12 protein-coding genes are annotated in these 12,257 nt (G+C 71.6%); 6 read left to right on the forward strand and 6 right to left on the reverse strand.

Annotation, left to right across the window (positions count from 1 at the left end):
• Both ABDW35_RS20985 and ABDW35_RS20990 read left to right on the forward strand, forming a co-directional pair.
• A partial coding sequence (locus ABDW35_RS20985) for a hypothetical protein (protein ID WP_343715830.1) occupies window positions 1-1,048 on the forward strand: 1,048 nt, incomplete at its 5' end.
• Window positions 1,049-1,115: 67 nt separating this feature from the next.
• The gene (locus ABDW35_RS20990) at window positions 1,116-1,538 is read left to right on the forward strand and encodes a DoxX family protein (RefSeq protein WP_343715831.1); all 423 of its coding nucleotides are present in this window, start codon (window positions 1,116-1,118) and stop codon (window positions 1,536-1,538) included.
• Here the strand turns inward: ABDW35_RS20990 and ABDW35_RS20995 are convergent.
• Complete coding sequence (locus ABDW35_RS20995) at window positions 1,535-2,140, reverse strand: TetR/AcrR family transcriptional regulator (RefSeq protein ID WP_343715832.1); 606 nt, start codon at window positions 2,138-2,140, stop codon at window positions 1,535-1,537. The two genes, ABDW35_RS20990 and ABDW35_RS20995, sit on opposite strands and share 4 nt — an antisense overlap.
• A gap of 80 nt (window positions 2,141-2,220) precedes the next feature.
• Between ABDW35_RS20995 and ABDW35_RS21000 the strand changes: the two genes are divergently transcribed.
• Both ABDW35_RS21000 and ABDW35_RS21005 read left to right on the forward strand, forming a co-directional pair.
• On the forward strand, window positions 2,221-3,399 hold the full coding sequence (locus ABDW35_RS21000) for a serine hydrolase domain-containing protein (RefSeq protein ID WP_343715833.1): 1,179 nt from the start codon (window positions 2,221-2,223) through the stop codon (window positions 3,397-3,399).
• Window positions 3,400-3,490: 91 nt separating this feature from the next.
• Window positions 3,491-5,746 (forward strand): adenosylcobalamin-dependent ribonucleoside-diphosphate reductase, encoded by a 2,256-nt coding sequence (locus tag ABDW35_RS21005; RefSeq protein ID WP_343715834.1) that lies wholly within the window; start codon window positions 3,491-3,493, stop codon window positions 5,744-5,746.
• Between the two features lie 161 nt (window positions 5,747-5,907).
• Here the strand turns inward: ABDW35_RS21005 and ABDW35_RS21010 are convergent, their stop codons facing one another.
• Window positions 5,908-6,504, reverse strand: a complete 597-nt coding sequence (locus tag ABDW35_RS21010; RefSeq protein WP_343715835.1) for a gamma-glutamylcyclotransferase — start codon at window positions 6,502-6,504, stop codon at window positions 5,908-5,910.
• Between the two features lie 139 nt (window positions 6,505-6,643).
• Here ABDW35_RS21010 and ABDW35_RS21015 point away from each other — a divergent pair, with 139 nt between their 5' ends.
• Window positions 6,644-7,663, forward strand: a complete 1,020-nt coding sequence (locus ABDW35_RS21015) for a DUF2125 domain-containing protein (RefSeq protein ID WP_343715836.1) — start codon at window positions 6,644-6,646, stop codon at window positions 7,661-7,663.
• A 199-nt stretch (window positions 7,664-7,862) separates the two neighbouring features.
• On the opposite strand, the gene ABDW35_RS21020 is transcribed toward ABDW35_RS21015, so the two are convergent.
• The 4 genes from ABDW35_RS21020 to ABDW35_RS21035 form a co-directional block, all read right to left on the reverse strand.
• A complete protein-coding gene (locus ABDW35_RS21020) occupies window positions 7,863-8,816 on the reverse strand; it encodes a prephenate/arogenate dehydrogenase family protein (protein ID WP_343715837.1) in 954 nt (317 codons plus the stop codon).
• On the reverse strand, window positions 8,813-9,916 hold the full coding sequence (gene hisC, locus ABDW35_RS21025) for a histidinol-phosphate transaminase (RefSeq protein ID WP_343715838.1): 1,104 nt from the start codon (window positions 9,914-9,916) through the stop codon (window positions 8,813-8,815). Before hisC ends, ABDW35_RS21020 begins: the two co-directional genes overlap by 4 nt.
• 11 nt (window positions 9,917-9,927) lie before the next feature.
• Window positions 9,928-10,791: a chorismate mutase gene (locus ABDW35_RS21030; protein WP_343715839.1), complete on the reverse strand. Its 864-nt coding sequence runs from the start codon at window positions 10,789-10,791 to the stop codon at window positions 9,928-9,930.
• Between the two features lie 145 nt (window positions 10,792-10,936).
• A complete protein-coding gene (locus tag ABDW35_RS21035) occupies window positions 10,937-11,698 on the reverse strand; it encodes a methyltransferase domain-containing protein (RefSeq protein ID WP_343715840.1) in 762 nt (253 codons plus the stop codon).
• Window positions 11,699-11,808: 110 nt separating this feature from the next.
• Here ABDW35_RS21035 and ABDW35_RS21040 point away from each other — a divergent pair.
• The coding region (locus tag ABDW35_RS21040; protein ID WP_343715841.1) for a hypothetical protein at window positions 11,809-12,257 on the forward strand (449 nt) is incomplete at its 3' end.

A 12,257-nucleotide genomic window follows, 5' to 3' on the forward strand; every position in this document is an offset into this window, starting at 1 on the left:
CCGGCCGGGCCGCTGGCCACTGGCAGGGCTGGCCGCATTGATCCTGGCCGGGGTGCTGTCGGACAGCTTCGTCCTGCCCTATGCCGCAGCACCGGCCCTGGCGCTGGCGCTGCTCTGCGCCCTGGCACCGCGGACCCGCGGGGCGGCCCTGGCGGCCGCGGCCGTGGTGGGGGCGGCGGCGCTGGCCGCCTATCTGCTGCAGGACTGGATCAACCCGCTGAACGGCGTCTATCGCCGCCAGCTCGACCTCGGCATCGGCTATGGCCTGGTCCGGCTCGGCGGCGTGCTGTGGCGGGCAAACATGGCGGAGACGGCGGTCAATCTCGGCCTGATCGCCTTCGGCCTGATGCCAGTGCTGCGCAGCCTAGCCGTGCTGCGCGCCCTCGCCGCCGGGCACCGGGTGATCGAGCCGGCGGAACGGATCGCGATCTTCGCGGCGGCGTCCTCGCTGGCGACGCTGCTGGCCGTGGTGCTGTTCGGCATCTTCCGCGACGATTCCTTCCTGCGCTACTTCCAGCCCTGGTGGCTGCTGACCGCGCTGTGGCTGGCCCATCTCGCCGCCGACCGGCTGCGCGTGCCGCACTGGTCGACCGGGCTGGCGCTGACCGTGCTGCTGGCCGCCGCCGCGGCGCTTTGGGCCCGGCCGGCGCAGCTGGCGGTGCGGATGGTGCCGCCGCCGACGCTGGCCTGCTTCGCGGGTCAGGCGCCGGTCGCCGGCCTGGCCGGATACTGGTGGGCCAAGCCGCTGGTGCTGCATTCCGGCCGGCGGGTCCAGATCGCCCAGGTGGCGCGCAACGGCGCCCCCTATCACTGGATCGTCAACGAGGACTGGGCCCGGACCGACTGGGCCGGCGGCGCAGGTGCCTCGCAGGCCCCGCCCTTCGGCTTCATCCTGATGGACGGTCTGCACGCCCGCGCCATCGCCGCCCGCTACGGCATGCCCGACCGGGTGGAGCGCTGCGCCGGCATCCCGCTGTGGCGCTATGACGACCCCGACCGGCTGCGCCGCCCCCTGGCCGCCGCCGCGCCGGTGATGCTGCCAGACTAGCGGGATTGGACCCGTCGCTGCGTCTCGGCTAGGCTCGCCTTATCATAATCGTTGAGGGGAGGCGGCGATGGATGCTGGTGCGAACGTATCCCCGTGGCGGGTGGCGGCCGTTCTCGTCGGCCGGCTGATCTTCGCCGTGGTCTTCCTGCTGGCGGTCAGCTTCAAATTCATGGGCATGGGCGACACCGCGGGCTACATCGCCGCGGCGGGTTTCCCGATGCCGATGCTGCTGGCCTGGCTGGCGGCCATCCTCGAATGCCTGCTGGTGATCGGCTTCCTAACCGGGGCGTTCTTCACCGAGACGTGCCTGGTGGCGGCGGTCTATGTCGTGTTCCTGGCCTTCGCCTTCCACGGGCCGTCGCACTGGACGGGGAACCAGGCCGAGTTCGGCTTCTTCGTCGACCACTTCGTCTTCCTGGCCGGGCTGCTCTTCGCCGCGGCGCATGGGCCGGGGCGGATCCTGGCGGTGCGGCGATCGGTGATCGGCTAGGCCGGCCAGGCGGCCATCGCCCGGCGCACGATCTTCATCAGGTCGTCGTATCCGGCGCCGTCCAACGCCTGCACCGACAGGCCCTGGATGATGGCGCCGTAGAACCGCGCCAGCTCGTCCGGATCGGTGCCGGGCGGCAGCTCGCCCTCCTCCAGGGCGCGGGTGAAGCGGGTTCGCAGCCGTGCCACCGTGTTGCCGCGCATCGATGTCACCGCCGCCGCCGCCGGCCGGTTCTCCGGGGCGCAGGTCAGCACGGCGGTCGAGATCATGCAGCCGGGCGGGTGCGCCGGGTCGCTGAAATCCCGGGCCGAGCTTTCCAGGATCTGCTGCATCGTCTCCCGCGCCGACGGCGCCGCCATGGCCCAGGGCGCGGCGCGGCCCGGGTCGGCGCGGTAGCGGTCCAGCACCTCGCGGTACAGCCGCTCCTTCGACCCGAAGGCGCCGTAGAGGCTGGGCGTGGTGATGCCCATCGCCGCCGTCAGGTCGGCGATCGAGGCGCCTTCATAGCCCTGGCGCCAGAACACCGGCAGCGCCCGGTCCAGCGCCGCGTCGCGGTCGAAGCCCCGGGGGCGGCCGCGGGGACGGGGCGGATCTGTTTTCATAGCGATCGATCTGAAAATCTGGTTGACACGGACTCTCCGATCATATTTCGTAGCGATCAATCCGAAAATGGAGTCCTGCGATGACGATTGCCCTGTTGGACACCGAGCCCGCCGCCGGCTCCGCCCTGGCGCGGGGGATCGACGCCGCGATTGACCGGGCGCTGGCCGAGAAGCGCATCGTCGGCACGGTGGTGCTGGCGGCGCAGGACGGCCGGCTGCTGTACCGCCGCGCCGCCGGCCTGGCCGACCGCGAGGCCGGGCGGCCGGCGCGCGAGGACACGGTGTTCCTCTACGCCTCGCTGACCAAGCCGATGGTCACCGCCGCCGCGCTGCGGCTGGTGGAGGAGGGACGGATCGCCCTCAACGACCCGGTGACCAGGTTCCTCCCCGACTTCCGCCCGAAGCTGGCCGACGGCAGCGCGCCGGTGATCACCATCCATCACCTGCTGACCCACACCGCCGGGCTGAGCTACAGCTTCGCTGAACCGGCGGACGGCCCCTATCGCCGCGCCGGCGTGTCCGACGGGCTCGATGCGCCGGGCCGGTCCTTCGAGGACAATCTGCGCCGCATCGCCTCGGCGCCGCTGGCCTTCGCCCCGGGCTCGGCCTGGGCCTATTCGGTGGCTCTCGACGTGCTCGGCGCCGTGCTGGAGCAGGCCGCGGGCGAAGGCCTGGGCGAGATCGTGCGCCGCCGGGTCACCGAACCGCTCGGGCTGAAGGACACCGGCTTCGCCCCGCCGGACCGGTCGCGGCTGGCCGTCGCCTATGCCGACGACACGCCGGAGCCGGTGCGGATGGGCGAGACCTACACCATCCCCGAATCGCGGGAGTTCGCCGGGCTCAGCTATGCCCCGGGCCGGATCTTCGACCCGGCCTCCTACCCCTCCGGCGGCGCCGGCATGGCGGGCACGGCGCCCGACTTCCTGGTCTTCCTGGAGGCCCTTCGCCGGGGCGGAGAGCCGATCCTGAAGGCCGAGACGGTGCAGGCCATGGCCACCAGCCAGATCCCCGGCCTGGCGATGCCGCAATCGCCGGGCATGACCTTCGGCTACGGCTTCGCCCTGGTGACCGACCCGGCGGCGGCCGGGGTGCCGATGACCGCCGGCACCTGGCGCTGGGGCGGCGTCTACGGCCATTCCTGGTTCGTCGACCCGGCGAACCGGCTCAGCGTCGTCGCCCTCACCAACACCGCGCTGGAGGGCATGAAGGGCGATTTCGTCACCGATCTGCGCGCCGCGATCTATGCCGGACTCGAATAGCGGGGTTCTGGGGGCTGCCACGAACCCTGGTTGACCCGCCCCGTACAGACCCCCATCCTTTGGGGGTCTGCCGTTCTGCGGGAGGTCCGTCGTGGCCGAGCCGGGCGATATCGCGACCCAGATCTGGGACATGAAGTACCGGCTGAAGCAGCCGGACGGCACGGCCTTGGACCAGTCGGTCGAGGACAGCTGGCGCCGGGTCGCCACCGCCGTGGCCGCCGCCGAATCGGACCCGGACCTGTGGACCGAGCGCTTCCTCGGCATCCTGCGCGACCACCGCTACCTGCCGGCCGGGCGCATCCTGGCCGGCGCCGGCACCGGGCGCGAGGTCACCCTGTTCAACTGCTTCGTCATGGGCACGGTGCCGGACAGCATGGCCGGCATCTTCGCCCATCTGCGCGAGGCGGCGCTGACGCTGCAGCAGGGCGGCGGCATCGGCTACGACTTCTCCACCATCCGGCCGAAGGGCGCGCCGGTCGCCGGGGTCGGGGCCGACGCCTCCGGCCCGCTGTCCTTCATGGATGTGTGGGACGCGATGTGCCGCACCATCATGTCCGCCGGCTCCCGCCGCGGCGCGATGATGGCGACGTTGCGCTGCGACCACCCGGACGTGGTCGAGTTCATCGAGGTCAAGCGCAACCCCGGCCGACTGCGCATGTTCAACCTCTCGGTCCTGGTCACCGACCCGTTCATGCAGGCGGTGGCGGACGATGCGCCCTGGGACCTGGTGTTCGGCGGCCGCGTCTTCCGCACCCTGCCGGCGCGTGAGCTTTGGGACCGGATCATGCGCTCGACCTATGATTCGGCCGAGCCCGGCGTGATCTTCATCGACCGCATCAACGCCCGGAACAACCTCCAATATTGCGAGCGAATTCAAAGCACTAACCCTTGCGGAGAGCAACCCCTGCCGCCCTATGGCGCCTGCCTGCTCGGCTCGGTCAACCTGGCGAAGCTGGTGGCCGACCCGTTCACGCCTGAGGCCCGCTTCGACCACGCGGCGCTGGCCGAGATCGTGCCGGTGGCGATCCGGCTGATGGACAATGTCGTCGACGTCTCGCGCTTCCCGCTGCAGGAGCAGCAGGCAGAGGCCTGGGCCAAGCGGCGCATCGGCCTCGGCGTCACCGGTCTGGCCGACGCCTTCCTGATGCTGGGGGTGCGCTACGGCTCGCCCGAATCCGCGGCGCTGACCGAGGAGTGGCTAGAGGCGATCAAGCTCCACGCCTACCGCGCCTCGGCCGAGATCGCGGCGGAGAAGGGGCCGTTCCCGCTGTTCGACCGCGATGCCTTCCTGGCCGCGCCGGGCGTCGCCGAGCTGCCGCAGGAGATCCGCGACCTGATCGCGGAGCACGGCATCCGCAACGCGCTCCTCACCTCGATCGCGCCGACCGGCACCATCTCGCTCTTCGCCGGCAATGTCGCCTCGGGCATCGAGCCGGTCTTCGCCTGGACCCACACCCGCAACGTGCTGCTGCCCGATGGCAGCCGGCGGGCGGAGACGGTGGAGAATTACGCCTACCGGCTGTTCCGCGAGATCCACGGCGCCGACGCGGCCCTGCCGGACTATTTCGTCGACGCGCAGACGCTGCAGCCGGCCGACCACCTGGCGATCCAGGCGGCGGCGCAGAAGCATATCGACAGCTCGATCAGCAAGACCATCAACTGCCCGGAGGACCTGTCCTTCGACGCCTTCAAGGACGTCTACACCCAGGCCTATGCGCTGGGCTGCAAGGGCTGCACCACCTACCGCCCGAACCCGATCACAGGCGCGGTGCTGGAGGCGAAACCGGCGGAGCGGCGGGCCGCCGACGCGCCTGGCCTCAGCGCCCCGGCGGCGCGGCCGGAGGTGCTGCCGGGCGAGACCTACAAGCTGCGCTGGCCCGACAGCGACCACGCCATCTACGTCACCCTCAACGACACGGTGGTGGACGGCCAGCGCCGGCCCTTCGAGATCTTCATCAACTCCAAGAACATGGAGCACTACGCCTGGACCGTGGCGCTGACCCGGATGATCAGCGCCGTGTTCCGGCGCGGCGGCGACGTCGCCTTCGTGGTCGAGGAGCTGAAGGCCGTGTTCGACCCGCGCGGCGGGCAGTGGATGGGCGGGCGCTACGTGCCGTCGCTGCTGGCCGCGATCGGCGAGACGATCGAGCGGCATATGGTGGCTACGGGATTCCTGGAGAAGCCTGAGGGCATCGTGCCCGAGGTGGCGGTCGAGGTGACGGCGGAAGCGACCGGCGCACCGGTCCGGCCGCCCGGCCGGTCCTGCCCGAAATGCGGCCACCCGACCCTGATCCGGCAGGAAGGCTGCGACACCTGCCTGAACTGCGGCTATTCGCGCTGCGGGTAAGGGTGATCGCGGCGCGAGCTTTCCCGTCATCCCGGTTCTGCAGCGCAGCACGCAGTGATGCGCTGCAGAACCGGGATCTCTTCGGGTCCGAGGAAGATCCCGTGTCTGCGCAGCGGCATTTGCATGCCGCAGCGCGCACGGGATGACGATTCGTTGAAGCGTTACGGAACCGTGGCCGGCGCGGGCTCCGCGCCCTCCGCCACCCGTTCCGCCAGCGCGAACAGCGCGCCGTCGCGGATGCCGAGCTCGCGCAGATGCTCGACCGTGTTCAGCAGGTAGTCGCGGTTCGGGCCGCTGGAGCCGACGCCGGTGCGGATCATCGCCAGCGTCTCCTCCGGCCCGAGCTCACCCCGATATTGCCGGTGGCCGCGATCGGCCAGGAAGCAGCAGGCGGTGACCGGGCCGGACAGCAGGCGGATCTGCTTCAGGCTCGGGCGGTAGACGCCGGTCACCATCTCGCGCTCCCAGAGATAGGCGACCACCTCCTGCACATGCTCGGGCGCCACCTTGAAGGCCATGCCGCGGCAGGAGCCGCCGCGGTCCAGCCCCAACACCAGACCCGGCCGCTCCGGCGTGCCGCGATAGCGGTGCGACAGGACGCAGAAGCGCCGGTGATAGCCGTGCAGCACCGCCGGCTGCTGCTCGAGATGCGGGAAGCCCGGATTCCACATCAGCGAGCCATAGCCAAACACCCAGAGCGGCTCGCCCGGGGTCAGCGGCAGGTTCGGCGTCTTCCAGTCGTGGTGACCATCGGCCATCTGCAAGATGTAGCGTGTTGCATATGCGAAGGGGAGGGGCCTCGTGTCGCGTCCCGCGGGTTCGGCTTGACTCCGGGGCCCAGTCGCGGCCACGTGCCATCCTCGCGCCGCCATTGGGGCGCCACCATCCGGGACCGCCATGCGCCGCCGCCGCCGTATCGTCGCCGTTCCCACCACCCTCGTCCTCCTGCTCGCCGCCGGCTGGACCGGCGGCTGGTACTGGGCCGCGGGCAAGGTCGAATCGCAGGCGCAGGCCTTCGCCGCCAACCCGCCGCCGGGCGTCACGGTCGACCCCGGCACGCTGAGCGTCGAGGGTTTCCCGCTGGCCTTCACCGTCGAATCGCAGGCGCCCAGCGTGCGCCGGGTCGACGGGCTGACCTGGAACGCCGCCGGCGTGGTCGCCACCGCCAGACCCTGGACCCTGCCGGAGGTGGGCTTCACCATCGCGCCGCCGCAGCGCGTCACCCTACCGGGCAGCCCGGCCCTGATCGCCGAGGTCAAGGGCTCGGGCAGCGGCACCGCCCGCATCGGCACTGACGGCAAGCCGACCCGGGTGCTGCTGACCCTGTCGCAGGTCGAGCTCTCCGGCGGGCTGCTGCCGGCGGCGCTGCCGGTGGCCCGGGTCAACGGCTCGGTCGACCGCGCGCCGGAGGAGGCCGGGGCCGGCGGCGCCGCCGCGATCGACATTGAGGGGCTGGAGACGCCGGATCTCGGCCTGCAGGCGATGGGCCGGCGGGTCGACATGGTGGCGGCGCGGCTGACCGTGCTGGGCACGCTGCCGAAGGCGGCGACGGCGCCGGATCTGGCGGCGTGGCGGACGGCCGGCGGCAAGCTGCGGGTCGACCAGCTGGCTCTGCGCTGGGGCCCGCTGCAGATCGACGCCGGCGGGACGCTCGACCTCGACGACAGGCTGCAGCCGCAGGGCACGCTGACGGCGAAGATCCGCGGCTACGGCGCGGTGATCGAGGATCTGCAGAAGGCCGGCGTGGTGAAGGATCGTGACGCCGGCTTCGCCAAGGTCGGGCTCGACCTGATGGCCGGCCAGCCGGCGGCGGACGGCAGCCGCACCGTCACCGCCCCGATCACGATCGAGAAGGGCAAGATCTCCTTCGGCCCGCTGCAGGTGGCGAAGCTGCCGGAGATTCGTTGGGCTCAGTGAGCGCGTAGGTTGGATTCGCGTCCGCGAACCCAACATTTCGCTCACACTCCCAGCTGTCATGCCCGGGCTTGACCCGGGCATCCAGGAGATGTCGATGCCGCTCCGGGTGGCCCCTGGATCGCCGGGTCAAGCCCGGCGATGACAAGGAGGAGAGGTTGCAGCGGTGGGGTCGCAAGCGCGAGCCCAGCCTACGAGACCCTCACTCCTCGTCCTTGGTCAGGCGCGCCGCCTTCTCCGGCTCCATCTCCTCCTGATGGGCGTCGACGACGCCGCGGCGGATGGCGCGGGTGCGGGTGAACCAGGATTGCAGCGTGTCGCCCTCGCCGCGCCGGATGGCGCGCTGCAGCCGCACCAGATCTTCGGTGAACTGCTGCAGCACCTCCAGCACCGCGTCCTTGTTGGTCAGGAACACGTCGCGCCACATCACCGGGTCCGATCCGGCGATGCGGGTGAAGTCGCGGAAGCCGCCGGCGGAGAAGCGGATCACCTCGGCCTGGGTCGCCTCCTCCATGTCCGAGGCGGTGCCGACGATGGTGTAGGCGATCAGATGCGGGATGTGCGAGGTGATAGCCAGCACCCGGTCGTGATGCTCGGCGGTCATCTTTTCGACCATCATGCCCATGCCGCGCCACAGCGCCTCGACCCTGGCGACGGCCTGCGCGTCGACGCCCGGCTCCGGCGTCAGCACGCACCAGCGGTCGATGAACAGCTCGGCGAAGCCGGCGGACGGACCGGAATGCTCGGTGCCGGCGATCGGGTGGCCGGGCACCAGATGCACCCCGGCGGGCAGATGGGGGGCAATGGTCTTCGCCACCATGCCCTTGACCGAGCCGACATCGGTGACCACCGCGCCGGGCGCCAGGGCCGGGGCGATCGCCTTGGCCAGCTGCTCATAGGCGCCCATCGGGGCGCAGATCATGACGATGTCGGCGCCGGCCACGGCGGCGGCCGGGTCGGCCTCGACCCGGTCGAGGAAACCGAGATCCATCGCCTCGTCGCGGGTCTCGGGCCTGCGGGAATGGCCGACGATCTCGCCCACCAGCCCGTACTTGCGGGCGGCGCGGGCGACCGAGGATCCGATCAGGCCGATGCCCAGCAGGGCAAGCCGCTTGAAGATCGGCGCCGTTGCCGGCGCGGGACCGGCCGCCGTCATCGGCCGCGCAGATGCTCGGCCAGCGCCGCGACCACGGCCCGCATCTCCTCCTCGGTGCCGATGGTGATGCGCAGGCAGCTCGGCAGCCCGTAGCCGCCCATCTGGCGCACCAGGATGCCGTTGTCCTTGAGATAGAGGCGCGCCGCCTCGGCGTCGCGGTCGCCGAAATCGACCAGCAGGAAGTTGCCGGCCGAGGGCAGGGGCGACAGGCCCAGCTTCGCCAGCTCCGCCGCCGTCCAGCCCCGCCATTCGGCGTTGTGGGCGCGGCTCTGCTCGATGAAGGCCTCGTCGGCCAGCGCGGCCACGCCCGCCGCCTGGGCCGCGGCGCTGACGTTGAACGGCCCGCGGGCGCGGTGCAGCACGTCGGTGACGCCGGCCGAGGCATAGGCCCAACCCAGCCGCAGCGCGCCCATGCCGTAGATCTTCGAGAAGGTGCGCAGCATCACGACGTTCTGCGCCCGGTCGACCAGCTCGGCGCCGGCGCTGTACGCCGGATCGTCGATGTATTCGGCATAGGCGGCGTCGAGCGCCAGGATCACGTCCGGCGGCAGGGCGGCGTGCAGCCGCTCGACCTCGGATTTCGGCAGCAGGTAGCCGGTCGGGTTGTTCGGGTTGGCCAGGAACAGGATGCGGGTGCGCGGCGTCACCCGGGCCAGCAGGGCGTCGACATCGGTCTTCAGCTCGGCCTCGGGCGCCGCGATCGGCGTGGCCCCGACCGCCTTGGCCGCGATCGCGTACATCAGGAAGCCGTGCCGGCTGTACAGCACCTCGTCGCCCGGCCCGGCATAGCTCTTGGCCAGGAGCGCGATCAGCTCGTCCGACCCGGCGCCGGCGACGATGCGCTCCGCATCCAGGCCGAAGCGGACGGCCAGGGCCTGGCGCAGGGCGCTGCAGCCGCCGTCCGGATAGCGGTGGATCTCGCCGCCCAGCTCGCGATAGGCCGCGGTGGCCTTCGGGCTGGGGCCGAATGCGCCCTCGTTCGAGGCCAGCCGGATCGGCCGGCCCAGCTGCGAATGCGGCACCGCCTTGGCCTCGCCGCCGACATAGGGGTCGATGTCGAGCAGGCCCGGGCGGGGGCGCGGCGCTTGGATCACGGTCATGGCAGTCTCACTCAGCTCCGGCGGCCGATGGTGATCGGCGTGGCGAAGCCGCCGATCAGGCGGATGCGGGGGGCCAGTCCGTCCAGCCGGTCGGCCAGGGCGGCCATCCGGCCGTCGCCGGGCGCGACGTAGTCGGCCACATCGACCAGATGGATGGCGGCGTCCTCGGCGGCGCGCGCCGGCCGGGTCCAGAACGCCACCGGCGGCAGGCCGGCGGCCTCCAGCAGCTGCTTCAGCCGGCTGCGGCTGATGTCGCCGGTGACCTCGACCGCGACCAGCCCATGGTCGTCGCCGGTCTGCTCGGGGTCGAGATGGGCGACGGCCAGGGCCAGCGGCTCGTCGCGGTGCCGCTCGGTCACCACGAAGGGCAGGGTGCCGACGACGCGCGGCGCGCGTGGGTCGTCTGACACCAGCACCTGCCACCAGGGGTCGGTGTCGGATTCGACCGGCCAGGGCAGCACGGCCACCGCGGCGCTGCCGTCATAGACGGCGCGGATCGCCTGGATCGGCCCGGCCACCGGGGTCATCGGGGTGTGGCTGCCGTAATGGTCGCGCGCCAGGTCCCACAGCTCGGTCTGGGCCTCGGGCGCGTGCACGGCCACGGCGAAGGGGGCCTGCATGCGGGTGCAGCCGGCGATCAGCTCGCGCCAGATCCGGGTCAGCTCCGGCAGCGGGAAGTCGCCGCCGTGGCGGGCCGCCAGCCGGCGCAGGATCGCGGCCTCGCGGCCCGGCCGCATGGCCAGCGGGTCGCCGTTCTTGGCGATGGCGATGTCGTGCACCACCCCGGCCCGCTGCATGATCAGGTCATGCAGCGCTTCGTCGATCTCGTCGATCCGCTGGCGCAGCGAGTCGAGCGTCTGGGGGGAGTCTGGCATCGTCTGGAACGGGCTGAAGCCTGCCGGGTCGAGGGCGATCAGGTGTAAAACGCGGCAGGGGCGAAAGCAAAGGAAACATCTGGGGTTTTACGCATTGCGGAACCGGGCTTCCGCATGGCCCCGGGCCGCTGCGCCGGGACCGGCCCTAGCCCGGCTGCTCCTCGCCCTCGCGCCGCACGCCCAGGGCCGGCTGCGCCGCCCCCACCGGCACCAGCACCGGCCGCCGGGCGCGGACCTTCTTGCCGCGCGACAGCTGGTAGATCTGCTTCGACGCCTCGACCATCACCGTGCCGGCGACGCGCTGGAACCAGCGGGCGCCGACCTCCTCCCACACCGGGGCGGTGGACAGCAGGAAGCGCGACCGGGTCGGCGGCAGCCACAGGGCGCGGGCCACCCGCTCCGGCACGAACTGGTGCTGGCGCAGCATCTGGTTCAGCTGGCTCGAGGAATAGGGCTTGCCGTGGCCGAACGGGGTGCGGTCGGACCGCGCCCACAGACTGCGCCGGTTCGGCACCACCACCAGCAGCCGGCCGCTGCCGTTCAGCACGCGCCAGATCTCGCGCATCAGCTCGCCCAGCTGCTCGGTCGCCTCCAGCCCGTGCACCAGCAGCACCCGGTCGACCGACATGTCGGGCAGCGGCAGCTCGCATTCCTCGCTCAGCGCCACCAGGCCGCGGCCGTCCGGCGGCCAGTGGGCCACGCCCTGCTCGGCCGGCATGCAGGCGATCACTCGCTCGGCCTCGCCCAGGAAGGGGCGCAGGAACGGCGTGGCATAGCCCAGGCCGAGGATGATCTGGCCATGCGTGTCTGGCCACAGCAGGCGGATCTGCCGGCGCACCATGCGCCGCACCACCAGGCCCAGGCTGGTCTCGTAGAACTCGCGAAGATCGATGACGTCGCTGTACATCCGCCGGTCGTCCCCAGGGCCCGCCCACGTTAGGATAACGCGTCGGCGGTGGCGATGGACCCATCGCCGCATCAGGCTGCCACACAACAGGATATTTCAGGAGTCGCTGCATGGCCCGCAAGACCGAGCCTCGTGGAATCGACCCGGAGCGCCTGAAGCAGGCCGCCCGCGAGGCCGCGGACCTCTATCTCGACCACCCGAACGTGACCTCGGTCGGCATCGGCCGGAAGCTCGAGAACGGCAAGCCGACCGGCGCGCTGTGCATCCAGTTCACCGTCGGCCGCAAGGTCGCGCCCCAGGCGCTGGTGGAGGAGGGCATCCCGCCGCTGCCGAAGAGCATCACGGTCGACGGCGTCGCGATCCCGACCGATGTGGTCGAGCGGCGCTACAAGCCGTCCTGGCAGCTGGTGCCGCAGGCGGTGAAGGACGAGCGCAAGCTGCGGCACGACCCGATCATGCCCGGCATCAGCGTCTGCCATCCCTCCGGCACCGCCGGCACGCTGGGCTGCATCGTCTATGACCGGCAGGAGGGGCGGCCGCACATCCTGTCGAACTGGCA

Origin of the sequence: Inquilinus sp., assembly GCF_039594555.1 — a bacterium.
In the GTDB taxonomy this organism is placed as follows: domain Bacteria; phylum Pseudomonadota; class Alphaproteobacteria; order DSM-16000; family Inquilinaceae; genus Inquilinus.